The following is a 16,468-nucleotide window of genomic DNA, read 5'->3' on the forward strand; positions in this document are numbered from 1 at the left end:
GAAAAAATCAGAGAGGTTATCCCCAAGCAAAGTGGCCCGCATTTTTACTCACAGCAGGCCTTTTGCTTGACAGCGCTGGCTCATACATTCAGAAGAAGATGCTGGCGCTCCCAGGGAGATATTTCCCGGTGGAACAAACGCATTTCTTCACACTTGACTGCCGCATACAATTGACAGAAGTCATCTCCCATCACCTGATGGACCTCATTGGCATCAGCAAAAATTCTCAGTGCCTCATCAAAGGTACCGGGAATGAAAAATGTCGATTCCTGCTCTTCATCCAACTCCGATGCAGCCGGTGCACTGGGTTCCAGGCCATTTACCATTCCCAGATACCCACAGGCCAGACTCGCCGCGATCGCCAGGTAAGGGTTGGCATCGACACCGACAACCCGGTTTTCCAGGCGGCGGTCCTGAGCGCCGGAGTTTGGCACCCGTAAACCGGTGGCACGGTTGTCGTAGCCCCAACCGGTGTTGGTGGGTGCGCTGGAGTTGTCCGCCCCTTCAAATCGGCGATAGGAATTCACGTTGGGGGCAATAAACGGCATAATTTCCCGCAGATATTTCTGCGTGCCGCCGATAAAGTAGCGGAACAGGTCCGAGGCACTGCCATCGTCCGCGGAAAAGATATTCTTACCGTTTTCTATATCCACCACGCTCTGGTGAATATGCATGGCGCTGCCAGGCTGATCGCGCATGGGTTTGGCCATAAAGGTGGCAAACATGCCGTTTTTCAGTGCCGCCTCGCGGATGATGCGCTTGAAGTAAAATACCTGATCGGCGAGTAACAGCGGATCGCCGTGGGTCAGGTTGAACTCCACCTGCCCGGCGCCGTCTTCCTGAATCACCGAATCGATATGCAGGCCGGCGGCCTCGGCATACTCGTAAATAGTGTCGATTACCGGACCGTATTCATCGATGGCGGTCATAGAATAGGACTGCAGCGAATTGCCCGAACGACCACTGCGACCAACGGGTGGCTGAATGGGCTCATTCGGGTCAATGTTTGGCCGGGTCAGATAGAACTCCAGCTCCGGCGCCACGATCGGCAGCCAACCCCTATCCCGGTACATGCCAATCACGCGTTTCAGTACATTGCGCGGTGCGCAGGGAATGGGGTGGCCGTCAAGATCCTGCAGGTCGTGGATGATCTGCAGCGCCGGCGTCTTTGCCCAGGGCACCGCCATCGCGGTGGACATATCCGGTACCAGCGCCATATCGCTTTCCGCCCACTGGTTTTCGATATCCATCTCCACATCCTGACCCGTGATGGTCTGATAGAAAATGGAGATGGGCAGGAAGATCGGGGTATCCGGGGAGAACTTGTTCAGCGGCATCGCCTTGCCCCGGGACATGCCATTGAGATCCGGAACAATGCACTCCACCTCATCCAGGCGACGGCCATTGAGGTACGTAAGGAAGGCTTTGGGCAGGGTATCCAGCCAGGAATTACCATCGGGCTGACTCATACGGGCTCCAGAAGATTGGCCAGTGGATTGACCAAGAGATTGAATAGGAGACCGCAGTGTAAAGGAAACTTCTCAATCAGTCAGAGGCAAGCCACAGGTACATGACCAGAGCATCGACATACCCATCGGTCGGGTGGTCAAAGACCCGTGGTAACCGACCTAATACATCGAACCCCAACTTCTGCCACAACCGCATGAAAGATAGACCAGATCTCCTAAAAACCGATTGGTATCGCTTCTCGAATTTTCATCGCCCTGTGCTTTGCCGATCGAGCTGAATATCCCGCGAAAGAGACGGGTCCGGCAAATTTTCCCACTGCTTCAAGGCCACCAGAGAGAGTGCCAGTACACAAAGGTTCGTAGTGACCGGGTTAAACGCACCCATCGCCAGTGTAGGCACTGCAATCAGAGAGTAAATCAACAGGGCAACCATACCGGCTGCAGTCAACACCAGCGGCCAGCGCTGCTTCCAAAACAGGATCACGACCGCAGAAAACAGAACCTCCGATACGCCGCCGACCCTTGCCAGTAGTTGGGCGTTTTCTGCCGTCAGGCCCAATGCCATGTTCATCGCCAACTCATCTCTATGCGGGCCAAGCAATTTGGGCACCAGGCCGTGATAGAGCCAGACAAAAGCGATGGATAATCGACAAAGCGCGTAACTGCTCATACAAGGCACCAGCTTACTGAGATTTGTTTTTTACCAGAAAACGTCGCTTTTCTGCGTCGCCGGGTAAGACACAAGTAGGGTTTTTGCCGAATAACCGATAACGATTGCGCGCGATACGATCGTAAATCCAGTCGCGTATTGATCGCGGGATCAATCGGAAGCCGGTCAATACCGACCATGGCAGCGGGAGTTGTTTGACGATTCGAAGAAAGGCATCAGACTTTACGTACATCTGATCGCCTTCGACCAACAGCATGGTTTCGTACTCATCCATTGGCATACCGAAAAAAGAAAGGATCGCCTGCCCCTCTTCTGACTGCACCGTGGCGAGCTTGAAACGACATTCGCGGTCGAACTTCAGCAGGAAGCGCGCCCAGGCGGAGCACAGACGGCAAACACCATCGAATAGAACTACCCTATCTCCCTCCTGGAGGTAGGGTGCAAGACCTTCCCTACTTTCTTGCGGCATATGCCATATATCCCATATCAAACGCTTCGGAACTGTCTAAGCACTATAAACAAAAAAGGCCGCTCCGGATAATCCGGGCGACCTCTCTGGTCAGCGCGTATTCTACGCACTCACTACTGCTTCACTCAGGAATCCAGCACACTGCGCACGAAATCGGTCAGTTCCTGATCCTGGCTGTTTTCGAAGAAGCAGGCCTGGAAGCGTTCACCGGTCACGGCAGTTTTCACCAGCTCAGGGTCGATGGCCTTGAGGCCGTCCAGGTAACTCTTGGCGGTGGCTTCCTTGATGTGATTGAGGATGCCGGCGTTGGCCACCTGGGACTCTTTGCGCTCCGGCGGATAGCCCTGACCTTTTACACCGGTGAAGGCTTTTTCAAACATGTAGCGGATGTTCAGCTCGGCGCCCCAACCAAAGCCCTTGGCGAAGGGGATCGCCAGCGCGTTGCCGTTGTTGATCTGGGCGAACAGGAACGCGTCGGCGGGGTCGATGCAGTAGCCGCAGTTCACACCCGGGTAGGCGTTCAGGGACATCAGCGCGCCCTGACCGGTGCCACAACCACTGACAACGAAGTCCACAGCCTTGGCATTCAACAGCAGGCTGCCCATGATGCCCAGATGGATGTAGGTGAGGCGGTGATCATTGTCATCGCTCATGCCGGTGTTGTACACGGTGTGGCCCAGTTCGCCGGCGACATCTTGCAGCTCTTTCAGCACGATGGGGTTCTTGGACGCCTGGCTGAATTCGTTCATCAGTGCGATTTTCATAACGCGATCTCCTGTTGCCCTGCGGCGCAGGGGACGGAATGTATTTCGCCACGGAACTTGTATGTTATCTATACAAATTAAGCCCGGTGCGGCTGGTTATCTGTCCGCACATTATAAGTGTTTGGCCGATTATTAAAACCGGTCAGGCAGGTTTGGTTGTCGAATGAAGAAACCCCGGCCGCAGCAGCGCCGTCAGCAGAATGAGCATAAAACAGCCCAGTACGAACACCTTGTTAACGAACCAGTTGCTGCGCCAGATGGTCCACTCGGGGTCGGACAGGAATACCGCAAACTTGCCAACGATAATGATGATCTCGATCACCGACATGACAATCGCCAACGGCCGCACGTAAGAGACTTGCGTCACCAGTGCCCACCCGAGCCAGATATGGGCCAGCGGCCATAAATCCCAGTACACATGGCTGTTCCAGGGCTCGCCATTGAACAGCGAAAAAGCGACGGGAAACAGGTATTTGATAAACCCCGTCCACGCCGCGAGCACAAACAGGAAGTACCCGAGGAACTGGACCCACTGGCTCCCGGTATTTATTGGAGTACCATTCTGAGCATCTGCCTGCGCGTTAGGCATTGAGCCGATCCCGCAACACGTCCGCTGCCAGATCGAGGGGGTTCTGCAGCGCCTGGCGGGCACTGCCGGTGTCGGTAATGGGGGAGAGGTCCAGTAGTGAGTAAGCGCGCACATCTGCTCCTTGTTGGGCGGTGACTGATTTCCCGGCCAGGCATGGAATACTAACGTTCTCACTCCCCCAACTGAAAGGCGAAAGTTCAACCACAAAAGGTTTGCGCTCGTCAATGTCGCTTGTCGTTTGAAAATGTCGCTTGAGATGGTTCAGGTCTCGTGGCGTTTGGATTAACATCCCCAGGTCACAACGGGCACATTCAATGGTTATCACGCTTTACCCTATCAGTCTGCTTATCTTTGCCAGCATCTTTATCTGCCTACCGCTGATTCTGCTGCTGTGGATGGCGCCCTGGGGGAACCGACGGGCCAACCATTGTCTGGCGCTACTACTGGTCGTCAGCTGTGTCATCGCTGCGGCGCAGCTGCCCATGACCGAGCTGCCGCCACTCCCAACATCCTACTTTTACATTTTTTCGCTGCAGTTACTGCCTGGTCCACTGCTGTTCTTCTTCACCCTGCTGCTCACCCACCCGGGCTTCTCCTGGCAGCGGCAGCACCTGCTGCACCTGCTCCCGGCGCCGTTGATGGCGCTGGTCTGGTGGCTGCAGCAGCCACTTTCCGAGAGCGGACTGCTCAATCTACCCTGCGCGCGGGCATCTGGCTGCGAGCTGCTCTACCAGGCGCGCTTTCTGCACCGCTTCAGTACCTATCTCTCGTTGATCGGGTACTGCAGTGCCGCCTTGTGGGTCTTGCGTCCACACCTTAGTAGAATCAAACAACACTACTCAGAAATTGAACAGGTGCATCTGCGCTGGCTGAAGGTGCTGCTGAGTTGCTATGTGGTAGCCACCCTATTGGCGGTCGGTCTCGAGTGGCACGGTTTCTTCCACCCGCGGCCTCAGTTCTCTACTGGTGTTCTTCAGGGGCTGTCCCCGCTGGTGCTCGCTCTGACGCTGGGCTACTTCGGTCTGCAACAGCGGCATATCCAGCTGGAAACTACCGCGCCCCGGACATACACCCCGATTGTCGCGTCCGCATCAGAGACAGAGCAGCAAGCGCAGCCTCAACAACAAGCTCAACAACGGGACGGCGCCGGGAACGCACCTGGCAAATACCAGACCAGCAGCCTGACGGAGTCCGCTGCCGCCGAAATCTGGGAACAGTTACAGCAGCGCATGCTGCGGGATAAACCCCACCTGAAACCGGGGCTCAAGATCGCCGATCTCGCCCTTACCCTCGACGTGCCGGTACATCACCTTTCCGAGTGTATCAACGGGTTTGCCCGACAGTCGTTCTACGATTTCATCAACCAGCGCCGGGTGGAAGAAGCGGCACGGCTGCTGACGGACCCACAACATCGCCATCTGTCGGTGACCGATATCGGCCTGCAGGCGGGGTTCAACTCCAACTCCACCTTCTTTACACACTTCAAAAAGCGCCTGCAGATGACGCCGAAACAGTTTCGGCAACGGCAGAGCGAAGCTTCCACGCCACCCCCAAAAACGATTTAAGTCATTGATTTAAATCACATTTTTAATTCGGATTTGCAAATCCGAACAGTGCATCCGGTTTATTTTGTGCGAGTTTCCAAACCCGGAAGCAACGCACCACCTCATCCCGCTATAAAGCTTCGACAAAAAACAACAACCATAAACCCGAGACTAATAACAACCTACGCTTGGAGAGCCTATGAAAGCCTCGCGATTCTTACCTCATGCCCTGGCCGCAGCGGTCGCTGCACCGATCACTCCCCTGGCATTGGCGGCAGAACTGGAAGAAGTTACCGTAACCGCGCAGAAACGCAGCCAGCGCCTGACAGAAGTACCCATCGCCATCACCAGCTTCGGTGCCGAGAATATTGAGGAAACCGGCATTCGCCAGTTGCGCGAAGTGGCCGAGTTTATCCCCAACCTCTCAATCAGCTCCGGTAAAGATTTCGATTCCACCGTCAGTATCCGCGGTGTGGGTGCCAACAGCCGTAATATCGGCTTCGATACCCGTGTCGGGGTCTACCTGGACGGCGTCTATCTGGGGCAATCCCCGGCACTGAACCAGGAGTTGCTGGATCTGGAGCGCATCGAGGTACTGCGCGGCCCGCAGGGGACCCTGTTCGGCAAGAACACCGTCGCCGGCGCCATCAACCTGATCTCCCGCCAACCCGGCAACACCCTGGAAGGCGGCATCAATATCGAGTACGGCAACTTCAACACACGGCAGATGTCCGCATCCTTGAGCGCACCGCTGTCCGACAGTCTGTTCGCAAAAGTGGCCCTGAGCAGTCAACAACGTGACGGTATCCAGGACAACCTCCTGACCGGCAACGCGCTGAACGAGCAGGACGGAGACGCCTACCGCGCCCAGCTGGTCTACGATGCCGGCGGCAACTTCACCGCCAACCTGGCAATTGATGGCACCGACGCGGAACGCCTGACCTACGTCGGCGAACCGGTAACCGATACGTTCGGTATGACACCGGATACCGCGGCTCCACAAGACGACACCGTGGCCATGAACCACGACCCGCTGGAAGCCCGTGAAATCCGCGGTAGCGCCCTGACCATGAACTGGGATCTGGCTTCCGGGTTTGCTATCAAGTCCATCACCGCCGTGCGGGATACCGAAATTTTCTATCGCAACGATGTGGATTACGCACCGCTGGATCTCGCCGAGCTGCGCTATGAGGACAGCTACAACCAGGTGACCCAGGAGTTCCAGCTGGTCTCCCCGGAAAGCGAAGATCTGCAGTATGTGGCCGGCCTCTATCTGTACCAGCAGGAAGGTGACAGCCTGCGCCAGATCGTCAGCACCCCCACCGCCGCCATGCTGTTCGGCACCAACCCCGAGGTTCCGGTTACCACCGACGGTACCGTGGATACCAGCAGCTTTGCGGCCTTCATGAACGGTAGCTACCGCCTCACTAGCCAGTGGAAACTCGGTTTCGGTTTCCGCTACTCGGAAGAAGAGAAAGACGTGGACTGGCGCATCGACGGCTCTGGGTCCGGCGCCTTCGCCATGGGTACCGGCAGCGTTGACGACCGCCGCACCGACAGTCACTTTTCTCCCAATGTGGTGCTGAACTACGATTTCACCCCCTACATTCACGGCTACGCCAAGTACGCCGGCGGCTTCAAGAGTGGCGGTTACAACCTCGACTTTATCGGCCAGAGCGACCTGAATGCGGGTATCGATTTCGACAAGGAAACCGTGGATAGCGTTGAAATCGGCCTGAAGGGTACCGCCCTGAATCGCAGCCTGAGCTTCAACCTGGCCGCTTTCCAGTCCGATTACACCGACTATCAGGTGAACCAGTTCATCGATCTCGGTGAAGGCCGCACCTCCATTTCCATCCGCAATGCAGCGGAAGTGGAAACCCGCGGCCTGGAGGCAGAGTTTACGTACAATGCCAATGATTACCTGCAACTGAACGCGGCCTTCGGTCTGCTGGATGCGGAATTTGCGGACTACCCCGGCGGCGGTGCCGGCGGTGCGGATGTCTCCGGTAACAAACTGCCCGGCGCGTCGGATTACACGGTGAACCTGGGTGCCCAATACCGCTATCCAATCATGTCCATGGGCGTAGAATTTATGGCGCGCGTGGACTACTCCTTCCGCGATGACTATTACAACACCGCGGACAACGAGCAGTACCGAACCCTGATGAGCGGTGACGTGGTGCAATACGGCTGGGTGGACGACATCGAGCTGGTCAACGCACGTATTGGCGTAATCAGCGACAGTGAAAGCTGGAGTGCCTCCCTGTGGGCACGGAACCTGCTGGACGAGGAGTACCTCACAGATACGTCCCGCGACTTCTTCGGTACCCTGACGCACTTCAAGGGCATGCCGCGGACTTACGGACTGGAAGTGGGTTACCGCTTCTGACCCTGTTTCCAGCCAAACCGATCCGTATCAACCCACCCCCGCGGTGGGCTGATACGGAATCAACAAAACCTATAACAACGTTAAAAACCCATTGAGATGTTTTCATGAAGAAATTGTTGATGGGGCTCGGTGCCATACTGGTCGCACTGGTGGCCATTGTGCTGGTGCGCACCGCAGTCTATAGCCCCACTGCCCAGTCGCCCGCCGGTGCGACGCAGACACCACGCTCTTTCGATCCGCAATTCGACGCCCAGCAGATCGCCGGCAATCTGTCGCGAGCGATTCAGTTTCAGACCGTTTCCTCCGAGCTTCAAGAAGCTGAAACCCAAGCGCAATTCGAGCAGTTTCTCGACTGGCTGGCGGCAACCTACCCACAGGTACACTCAGCACTGGAGGTAGAGCAGCTGGGAATACAGCCGGAGCAACCCTACACCCGGCTGTTTACCTGGACCGGCAGCGATCCGTCCCTGCAGCCGGTCATGTTTTCCGCCCACTATGATGTGGTCCCGGTTATCCCCGACACCGAAGACGAATGGCAACACCCACCCTACAACGGCACAGTGGACGATACGCATATCTGGGGCCGGGGCGCACTGGACGACAAGAGCGCCGCAATCGCCCTGATGGAGGCCGCGACACAGATGCTGGCAGAAGGCTTCCAGCCCCGCCGTACCCTCTATATCGCCCTCACCAACGATGAAGAAATCGGCGGCCCCAGTGGCACCGCCGCGGTGGTGAAAAAATTCAAAAACGAAAACGTGCAATTGGCCTGGACCCTGGATGAAGGCTCCTTCGTACTGCGCGGGTTCGTCCCCGGCGTTGACCGGGACGTGGCGAGTATCAATGTGGCAGAAAAAGGGTTCCTCACCCTGGACCTGGTCGCCAGAGGCGAGGGAGGCCACTCCTCCATGCCGCCGCGGGAAACCGCCGTAGACACCCTGGCCAGTGCCCTGATGAAGCTGCAGGCTTCGCCGATCGCCGGTGGGTTGGAAGGCCTGAGTGCGGAAATGTTCGATGCCATCGCACCTTACATGTCGTTTGAGAAGCGGATGCTGTTCGCCAACCGCTGGCTGTTCGGGGGGCTGATCGACCGCGCACTCAGTGCCAACCAGGGCACGGCGGCCATGTTGCACACCACCGTCGCGCCCACCATGCTGCGCGCCAGTGTGAAGGAGAATGTACTCCCCATTGAGGCGGTCGCCACCATCAACTTCCGCCTGCACCCGCGGGACACAGAACAGACGATCGTGGATTACCTGAACGCTACCATCGATGATCCACGGGTAACGGTGCAGGTTCGCGACAGCCGCGCGCCATCCAGGGTATCCAGTACCGGGCACGCGGGTTATCACGGTATCGAAGAAGCAACGCACAGTACCCACAACCACGTCATCACCGCACCTGGACTGACAGTGGCCGGTACCGACAGCCGCCGCTACCAGGCGGTGGCCGACGACAACTACCGCTTCAATCCCATGGTGGTAACCCGCGATGACATCAAGGGCTTCCACGGCACCAACGAACGCATCACCATCGACAATATGGTCAAAGCAGCCCGATTCTATAGCCACCTGATGGAAACCACCGGCAACCCGTAATCCCCCGCCCCTTTTCCCGGGAACTGACATCTTGGACGTCAGTTCCCGGCCCTCTCCACTTCTGTTACCATCGCGTCCGAATATGCCAGTGACAATAACTGGCTAGCAGTAACACCCGGTACCAGTAACACCTAGTACCAGTAACACCTAAGGGGTGGCCCCGGCCTGAGATGCCGCCGGATCGAAAGATCCCGCGTGCAAACCCTTGAACCTGATCCGGTTAATACCGGCGTAGGAATAGGTAGTCCTTTAGCAGTCCTCCTCTTCGCGTCGCACACCGGGTCTCTTTCAATTTTTTCCCCGAGAGAGAGCCATGCCTCAAACGTTCACCAGAAAATCACTTGCCGCCAGTATTGTCTTCGCCAGCGCGGTGTCTGTCGGCGTGACCGCAACTGCGGAAACACCCGAAAACGCGCCGCTGGAAGAAGTAGTCGTCACCAGTCAATTGCGCGAAGCCACACAGCTGGAAACTCCAACCAGTGTCAGCGTGCTGGATGAAAAAGTGATCGAAGCGCGCGGCGCTCACAACCTGGAGCAGCTGCTGAACCTGGCCCCCAATGTCAATTTCTCCAGCGGCGCCTCCCGCGGCCGCTTTGTACAGATTCGCGGTATCGGCGAGCGCAGCCAGTTTATCGACCCGGTGAATCCGTCCGTCGGCCTGCTGATCGACGGCATCGACTTTACCGGCCTCGGCCTCGCCGCCAGCACCCTGGATATTGATCAGGTGGAAATCCTGCGCGGCCCCCAAGGTACCGTTTACGGTGCCAATGCCCTCGCCGGCCTGATCACCATGACCAGCAATGCGCCCACCGACACGCCATTTGCCAGAGTCTCGGCGGAAGTGGCGGAGTACGGCAGCCACACCGTTTCCGCAGTCAGTAGTGGGCCACTGTCGGACAAGCTGGGTTACCGGATCGCGGTGCAAAACCAGCAGTCCGATGGCTATATAAAAAACCGCTTCCTCGATCGCGACGACACCAACAATATCGATGAGTCTGTGGTGCGCGGCAAATTGCGTTACCAGGCCAGTGACGATCTGCAGCTCGATTTCTCCCTGCTGCATCTGGATATCGACAACGGCTACGACGTCTTCACCCTGGACAACTCCCGCAATACCCTCTCCGACGCACCGGGGTGGGACCGGCAGGACACGCTCGCCGGCGCCGTCAGCAGCCTGTGGACCGGCAGCGACCTGTTCAGCGTGAAATCCGTGCTGAGTGTGGCGAGCTCGGATACCGAATACGGCTACGACGAAGACTGGGTCTATGCCGACTTCCATCCCTGGGGATATACATCCACCGACAACTACCTACGCGATCGGGACAACGTCAGCGCCGATGTGCGCTTTATCTCTACCGAGCAAACCCGACTGTTCGGCGACAGTACCCGCTGGGTAGCGGGCCTCTATCTGCGCGACGAGGAAGAATCTCTCGAGCGCAACACCACCTTCACAAGCCAGTTTGATACACAAAACACCGCGCTGTACGGACAGTTCAACACCGAACTGACAGACCGCCTTACCCTGATTACCGGCCTGCGCTTTGAACAACGTACGGCGGACTACGCCGATTCTCTCGCTGTAGATAGCAGTACTGACGAGGACCTCTGGGGCGGCAACGTCACCCTGGAATTCAGCACCGCGGACAACACGCTGATCTATGCCACGGTTTCCCGCGGCTACAAAGCGGGCGGCGTAAACGGTCGTATTATTTCCGCCTCCGAGAGCAACGCCCAGATCGGCAGCGATGTATTCACCTTCGATACCGAGCATATGCTCAACTACGAGCTGGGACTGAAAGGCAGCTGGCTGGAAGATCGCCTGCAGGCACAGGTTGCCGCGTTCTATCAGGACCGCAGCGATGTGCAGGCCAAACAGTCCATCTTCGATCCGGACAACTTTTCTTTTGACGACTTTCTCGCCAATGCCGCCGGCGGCAACACCACCGGCCTGGAAATTGAAACCAGCTATCAGGCCAGCAACAAGTTACGCCTGTTCGCCACTGCCGGTTGGCTGAATGCGGAATTCGAGGATTTCATCAGCACTTCGCACGTGGATGCCCGCAACGACAATACTGGCGAGGTGAGCCCGCTCAATCTCGACGGCCGCGATCTGGCCCACGCCCCCAACTACCAGTTTTTCACCGGCGCGGAATACGCACTGACGGCAAACCTGACCGCCCGCCTGGAGGTGGAAGGCAAGGACGACTTCTATTTCTCCAACAGTCACAGTGCAAAGTCTACGGCCTATGAACTGGTCAATGCACGTTTGACCTATCGCGGTGACGACTGGGACCTTTCCCTATGGGGACGCAACCTCACGGATGAGACCATCTATACCCGCGGTTTCTATTTCAGCAATCAGTTCGGCAACAACCCGGCCAACAACTATGCACCGGAAGCCTACTACCAGCTGGGTGAACCGCGTGTTGCGGGTGTATCTGCGAGCTATACTTTCTGATTTTGTACAAACTGATTTCCTGAAAACTGAATTTCTGATAACTAGCGGAGCCGAATACTATGGAGTCTTCAACCGAGCCGACTCTTAGACTGTCCGTGGAGATCAGCATGTACCCGTTACAAGACGAGTACCTGCCGGCCATCAAGGACTTTATCGAACGCCTGAATAATCACCCGGAACTGCAGGTGATCAGCAATACCATGAGTACCCAGGTATTCGGGGATTACGATCCCCTGATGGATATGCTGAAAGCGGAAATCCGTACTTCCTACGAACAGTTTGGTCGTGCGATTTTCGTGTGCAAGTTTATCGACGGCGACCTGAACCCCAGTCTCGGCGTGTGATTCCGGAGCACAACAAGAATGTTCAGCCCGGAAGTGCGTGATGCCATTGTCACCTCACTTGCAGCCATGTCCCTATGGGAAGTGGCCGCGGTGATACTCGCGCTCGCCTACCTGATTCTGGCGATGCGGGAAAATATCCTGTGCTGGTACGCGGCCTTTGCCAGCACGGCGATTTACCTGTTCCTGTTCTGGGATGTCAGCCTGCTGATGGAGTCCGCACTGCAGGTTTTTTATCTATTGATTGCCGTTTACGGTTGGTGGCAGTGGCGCAGCCGGTCCGGTCAGAAAGCATCGTTACATATTCACCGCTGGTCACTGCACCGACACCTGTACACGTTCGCCGGAATTGGTCTTCTGACACTGATGTTCGGGTTTGTGCTGGATAAATACACCAGCGCGGCCCTCCCCTACCTGGACTCATTCACTACCTGGGGAGCGGTCGTGACCACTTACATGGTCACGCGTAAGGTGCTGGAGAACTGGCTCTACTGGATTGTGATCGACGGGGCTGCCATTTACCTGTATATCGACCGCGAGCTGTATCTCACCGCGCTGCTGTTTGCGCTCTACGTGGTTCTGGTGATTATCGGGTTTTTCCAGTGGCTGCCGTTGTACCGGCAACAGAACCCGTCAATGGAACCGTCGGCTACCGTATGACCGCCCCCGCCGCCCCGATTCCCGAAGATTGGCAACTCTGGAGTACCCTCACGCCGACATTGATCAGGCCTCTCACCAAAGGGCTGACCAATCGCAGCTTCCTGCTGCTGTGCGGCAGCCGGGAGTTGGTCCTCCGGGTCAACTCTCCCATTGGCACAGAGCTGGACCTGGACCGCCGCGCCGAGGAACAGGCACTGCGCCTCGCAACCGATGCCGGATTATCTGCGCCCCTGGTTTACTGCGACCCCGAATACCGTTACCTGGTAACCGAGTATCTGGGGGAAAGACGTTGGCACCTGTCAAACAGGGCATCCATCGCGCAACTCGCCACCCTACTGCGCGACATCCACAAACTGCCCACCATCGATGCGCGACTGGACATCAACGCCAAAGTCAGCAGCTACTGGCAGTCGATGGCTCCCGCGACTGCATTTACGGACACGCTTGGTACCGCGGAACAACAGGTTCAGCAACATATCGATTCGGCGCTGGCACTGGCGAGTGGCGACGTGCTTACCCATAACGACCTTCTGACAGACAACCTTATTGTCGCCCCTGGTGGCAGGCTACTGGCGATCGATTGGGAATACGCGGGGATGGGCGACCCGTTTCATGATCTCGCGGTCGTCACTGAGGGCCTGAGCTTCACACCCACGCAGCAACAGTCACTCTTGCTGGAATACTTACAACGCGCACCCTCCAAAAGAGACGTGCAGCGGCTGCATCACTGGCAGGTAATCTATAGATACCTGTGCGTACTCTGGTATGGCGTGCAGGCAGCGAACAATACATCATTCTGTGAATCGACCGCGGTCACCACCCAATTGGGAAGACTGAAACAAATCATCTCTCAGCGGCCTATCTGATCCGCAAGCGCTATCCCCCTGTCAGCTGCCCCTCGCAGGCCTGCAGGAAAATTCTGCGGTAATCGTGCGCGTCAAAGGCAACGGGATTGCCGCCAGCGGCGGGATCCTTCGCCGCCATTTCTCCCACCTTTTCTGATGCTGCCGGTTGGATACCAATCTCTCCCAGACTGTTGGGAATGCCCAGATCAGTACGTAACTGCAGTACCCAATCCAGTACGCCGCCGAACCCGGGCTTCGGTAGATCCAGATAGCGCGCGAGCCGCTCCATGGGCTCGCCGATCACACGCTCATTCGCCAGTAACACGTACGGCATCAGGATCGCATTCAGTAAGCCGTGGTGCGCATCAAACAACGCACCCAGCGGGTGTGCCAATGCGTGCATTGCGCCGAGCCCACGCTGAAAAGCCGTCGCCCCCATACTGGAGGCAACCAGCATCTGCATACGCGCCTCGATATCATTGCCATCGACAAAAGCGCGCGGCAAATACAGGCTGACCAGGCGCATAGCCTCCAGCGCAATGCCCTCTGCCATCGGATGAAAGTTGGGCGCACAGAAAGCTTCCAGATTATGTGAAAGCGCATCCATTCCCGTAGCGGCGGTGATATTCGCCGGCAGACCCACAGTCAGTTCCGGGTCCAGAATCACCTGCTCAGGCAGCATTCTGGGGTGAAAGATAATGCGCTTTAATTGCGCGTCCTCATCGGTGATCACCGAAGAGCGCCCCACCTCGGAACCGGTGCCGGCGGTAGTGGGTACCGCAATCACGGGTGCCATGGCATCTTCATTGACCCGCAGGTAATTGTCCGCCTCATCCTCAAAGTCCCACAAAGGGCGGCTCTGGCCTGCCATCAGGGCAACAGCTTTGGCCGCATCCAGTGCGGAACCGCCACCCACCGCGAGCACGCCATCGTGCTCGCCGGTGCGAAATACCGTGAGCCCTTCATTCACATTCTGGCCACTGGGGTTGCCCTTGATATTGGCAAACATCTCCACCCGTAGGCCACTCTCTTCACAACCATTGAGAATGTTGTTGATCATCGGCAGTGATGCCAACCCAGGATCGGTCACCAGCAGCGGCGCCCGCACTCCGAACTCGAAACAGAGCGCCGGCAGTTCCCGTACCCGTCCGGCGCCGACGCGGATGGCGGTGGGATAGTTCCAGTTTGCAGAGAGACGAATCTCGGTCATGACAGGTTCCGTTGGAAGAGAAGGACTCAAACTATTGTTTTCAGGTGGAAGGACTTCGGGCGGGTAACATGTTCAAACCCGACACTGGAAAGCGTGCAGCCGCGGCCAGAGTTTTTGACCCCGGTCCAGGCCAGCTGTGGATCGAGATAATCACATCGATTCAGAAACACGGTGCCGGTCTGTAGCCGGTCGCCCAGTGCAATTGCCGTCTCCACATCACTGGAATAAATGGCCGCGGTAAGCCCGTATTCACTGTCGTTCATCCACCGCAGTGCTTCCTCATCATCCGTTACCGCCATTACCCCCAGCACCGGCCCAAATGATTCTTCATTCATCACACGCATGGTGTGATCGACACCGGTCAACAGCTGTGGCGCCATATAAGCACTGCCGCGCTGATCCATGGCAAAGGCGCCATCATCAATATGGGCGGTTGCCCCCTGCTGTACGGCCTCATCGATCTGATCGCGGACAAAATCCGCGGCCCCCGCCCGCACCAGCGGACCAAGGGTTGTCGCTTTTTCGTCCGGCCGCCCCAGCCGGTATTGTTGAATCAACTGTGTCGCACACTCGACAAACTCATCAATGAGGGAATGATGCACATAGGCACGCTCGATACCGCAGCAGGACTGCCCGGAATTAAAGAAGGCGCCATCCACCACCGAGGCAACCGCGTAATCGAGATCGGCATCGGCCCGTATATAGGCCGGGTCCTTGCCTCCCAGTTCCAGCCCCATGGACATGAATCGCCCCGCCGCGGCGGTTTCGATAGCGGCACCGCCGGTCACCGAGCCGGTAAATGCCACATGCTGTACATCACTGCCAATAACGATCTGCTCTGCATCGCGATGCCCCAGGTGCAGATACTGGAATACGCCTCCGGGTAAACCGGCTTCGATAAAAGCTTCTACCATCCGCTCGGCACACAATGGCGTTTGTGCGGAATGCTTGAGCAAAACACTATTGCCGGCGAGCAGCGCCGGCACCACCGCATTGACGGCAGTGAGGTAAGGGTAATTCCACGGTGCGATCACCAATGAAACCCCCAAGGGCACGCGCCGGATAAAACGCAGGAAGCCGTCTTTCTCCTGCAGCTTGATCTCCGCCAGCGCGGACTCGGCGAGACCTGCCATCGCCAAAGCGCGCTCGGCGAAACCGTCAATCTCACCTCCAGCAAAAGCGATGGGGCGCCCCATCTGCCAACAGATCTCCTCCCCAAGTTCCAATTTCTTTTGCTGTAAAAGCGCTACCGCTCGCCTGACGACTTCCACTTTCTCACGCAAAGGCACACTCGCCCAATGGAGCTGCGCGCGCTCTGCCGTACTCAGCGCATTCTGGATTTCGTAGTCGGTCGCGAGAGGCCGCTCTACATACAGGCGATTATCAATTGGGGAAATGCAGCGCAGTTTATCCATGTAATCCTAAGGCTTCCTGCCGTCACCGGAACAATCCGGCGAGA

The 16,468-nt window shown here is 57.1% G+C and carries 14 protein-coding genes and 1 riboswitch; of the genes, 7 read left to right on the forward strand and 7 right to left on the reverse strand.

What is annotated here, in order from left to right; translation table 11 throughout:
- Positions 1 to 80 precede the first annotated feature (80 nt).
- From LPW13_RS10530 to LPW13_RS10550, 5 genes are all read right to left on the reverse strand, one after another.
- Positions 81 to 1,469, reverse strand: coding sequence for a glutamine synthetase family protein (locus LPW13_RS10530; RefSeq protein WP_230435233.1), 1,389 nt, complete (start codon positions 1,467 to 1,469; stop codon positions 81 to 83).
- 247 nt (positions 1,470 to 1,716) lie between these two features.
- Positions 1,717 to 2,139, reverse strand: coding sequence for a DoxX-like family protein (locus LPW13_RS10535; RefSeq protein WP_230435235.1), 423 nt, complete (start codon positions 2,137 to 2,139; stop codon positions 1,717 to 1,719).
- A gap of 13 nt (positions 2,140 to 2,152) precedes the next feature.
- Complete coding sequence (locus LPW13_RS10540) at positions 2,153 to 2,608, reverse strand: thiol-disulfide oxidoreductase DCC family protein (protein WP_230435237.1); 456 nt, start codon at positions 2,606 to 2,608, stop codon at positions 2,153 to 2,155.
- Between the two features lie 125 nt (positions 2,609 to 2,733).
- Positions 2,734 to 3,372 (reverse strand): RpiB/LacA/LacB family sugar-phosphate isomerase, encoded by a 639-nt coding sequence (locus LPW13_RS10545; RefSeq protein WP_230435238.1) that lies wholly within the window; start codon positions 3,370 to 3,372, stop codon positions 2,734 to 2,736.
- Between the two features lie 142 nt (positions 3,373 to 3,514).
- Positions 3,515 to 3,961, reverse strand: coding sequence for a hypothetical protein (locus LPW13_RS10550; protein ID WP_230435240.1), 447 nt, complete (start codon positions 3,959 to 3,961; stop codon positions 3,515 to 3,517).
- 314 nt (positions 3,962 to 4,275) lie between these two features.
- Between LPW13_RS10550 and LPW13_RS10555 the strand changes: the two genes are divergently transcribed.
- The 7 genes from LPW13_RS10555 to LPW13_RS10585 all read left to right on the forward strand — a co-directional run bounded on the left by LPW13_RS10555 (position 4,276) and on the right by LPW13_RS10585 (position 13,820).
- Positions 4,276 to 5,526: a helix-turn-helix transcriptional regulator gene (locus tag LPW13_RS10555; RefSeq protein ID WP_230435242.1), complete on the forward strand. Its 1,251-nt coding sequence runs from the start codon at positions 4,276 to 4,278 to the stop codon at positions 5,524 to 5,526.
- A 178-nt stretch (positions 5,527 to 5,704) separates the two neighbouring features.
- On the forward strand, positions 5,705 to 7,897 hold the full coding sequence (locus LPW13_RS10560; protein ID WP_230435243.1) for a TonB-dependent receptor: 2,193 nt from the start codon (positions 5,705 to 5,707) through the stop codon (positions 7,895 to 7,897).
- A 104-nt stretch (positions 7,898 to 8,001) separates the two neighbouring features.
- The gene (locus LPW13_RS10565; RefSeq protein WP_230435245.1) at positions 8,002 to 9,495 is read left to right on the forward strand and encodes a M20 family peptidase; all 1,494 of its coding nucleotides are present in this window, start codon (positions 8,002 to 8,004) and stop codon (positions 9,493 to 9,495) included.
- Between the two features lie 140 nt (positions 9,496 to 9,635).
- A riboswitch (TPP riboswitch) is annotated at positions 9,636 to 9,750 on the forward strand.
- Between the two features lie 58 nt (positions 9,751 to 9,808).
- Positions 9,809 to 11,953 (forward strand): TonB-dependent receptor, encoded by a 2,145-nt coding sequence (locus LPW13_RS10570; RefSeq protein WP_230435246.1) that lies wholly within the window; start codon positions 9,809 to 9,811, stop codon positions 11,951 to 11,953.
- 107 nt (positions 11,954 to 12,060) lie between these two features.
- On the forward strand, positions 12,061 to 12,297 hold the full coding sequence (locus LPW13_RS10575; protein ID WP_230435248.1) for a hypothetical protein: 237 nt from the start codon (positions 12,061 to 12,063) through the stop codon (positions 12,295 to 12,297).
- 18 nt (positions 12,298 to 12,315) lie between these two features.
- On the forward strand, positions 12,316 to 12,954 hold the full coding sequence (gene pnuC / locus LPW13_RS10580; RefSeq protein ID WP_230435250.1) for a nicotinamide riboside transporter PnuC: 639 nt from the start codon (positions 12,316 to 12,318) through the stop codon (positions 12,952 to 12,954).
- A complete protein-coding gene (locus LPW13_RS10585) occupies positions 12,897 to 13,820 on the forward strand; it encodes a choline/ethanolamine kinase family protein (protein ID WP_230435252.1) in 924 nt (307 codons plus the stop codon). Before pnuC ends, LPW13_RS10585 begins: the two co-directional genes overlap by 58 nt.
- A 10-nt stretch (positions 13,821 to 13,830) precedes the next feature.
- On the opposite strand, the gene LPW13_RS10590 is transcribed toward LPW13_RS10585, so the two are convergent.
- The gene (locus tag LPW13_RS10590; protein WP_230435254.1) at positions 13,831 to 15,009 is read right to left on the reverse strand and encodes an iron-containing alcohol dehydrogenase; all 1,179 of its coding nucleotides are present in this window, start codon (positions 15,007 to 15,009) and stop codon (positions 13,831 to 13,833) included.
- Positions 15,010 to 15,035: 26 nt separating this feature from the next.
- The gene (locus tag LPW13_RS10595; RefSeq protein ID WP_230435256.1) at positions 15,036 to 16,424 is read right to left on the reverse strand and encodes an aldehyde dehydrogenase family protein; all 1,389 of its coding nucleotides are present in this window, start codon (positions 16,422 to 16,424) and stop codon (positions 15,036 to 15,038) included.
- Between the last annotated feature and the right edge of the window lie 44 nt (positions 16,425 to 16,468).

The sequence above is a fragment of the Microbulbifer celer genome (assembly GCF_020991125.1).
Lineage (GTDB): Bacteria > Pseudomonadota > Gammaproteobacteria > Pseudomonadales > Cellvibrionaceae > Microbulbifer > Microbulbifer celer.

What these genes read in the sequence shown, in the direction of transcription:
- LPW13_RS10595 (WP_230435256.1), bottom strand. Translation starts at nt 16,424, where the DNA reads ATGGATAAACTGCGCTGCATTTCCCCAATTGATAATCGCCTGTATGTA.
- LPW13_RS10540 (WP_230435237.1), bottom strand. Translation starts at nt 2,608, where the DNA reads ATGCCGCAAGAAAGTAGGGAAGGTCTTGCACCCTACCTCCAGGAGGGA.
- LPW13_RS10545 (WP_230435238.1), bottom strand. Translation starts at nt 3,372, where the DNA reads ATGAAAATCGCACTGATGAACGAATTCAGCCAGGCGTCCAAGAACCCC.
- LPW13_RS10560 (WP_230435243.1), top strand. Translation starts at nt 5,705, where the DNA reads ATGAAAGCCTCGCGATTCTTACCTCATGCCCTGGCCGCAGCGGTCGCT.
- LPW13_RS10565 (WP_230435245.1), top strand. Translation starts at nt 8,002, where the DNA reads ATGAAGAAATTGTTGATGGGGCTCGGTGCCATACTGGTCGCACTGGTG.
- LPW13_RS10530 (WP_230435233.1), bottom strand. Translation starts at nt 1,469, where the DNA reads ATGAGTCAGCCCGATGGTAATTCCTGGCTGGATACCCTGCCCAAAGCC.
- LPW13_RS10570 (WP_230435246.1), top strand. Translation starts at nt 9,809, where the DNA reads ATGCCTCAAACGTTCACCAGAAAATCACTTGCCGCCAGTATTGTCTTC.
- LPW13_RS10550 (WP_230435240.1), bottom strand. Translation starts at nt 3,961, where the DNA reads ATGCCTAACGCGCAGGCAGATGCTCAGAATGGTACTCCAATAAATACC.
- LPW13_RS10535 (WP_230435235.1), bottom strand. Translation starts at nt 2,139, where the DNA reads ATGAGCAGTTACGCGCTTTGTCGATTATCCATCGCTTTTGTCTGGCTC.
- LPW13_RS10555 (WP_230435242.1), top strand. Translation starts at nt 4,276, where the DNA reads ATGGTTATCACGCTTTACCCTATCAGTCTGCTTATCTTTGCCAGCATC.
- LPW13_RS10575 (WP_230435248.1), top strand. Translation starts at nt 12,061, where the DNA reads ATGTACCCGTTACAAGACGAGTACCTGCCGGCCATCAAGGACTTTATC.
- LPW13_RS10590 (WP_230435254.1), bottom strand. Translation starts at nt 15,009, where the DNA reads ATGACCGAGATTCGTCTCTCTGCAAACTGGAACTATCCCACCGCCATC.
- pnuC (WP_230435250.1), top strand. Translation starts at nt 12,316, where the DNA reads ATGTTCAGCCCGGAAGTGCGTGATGCCATTGTCACCTCACTTGCAGCC.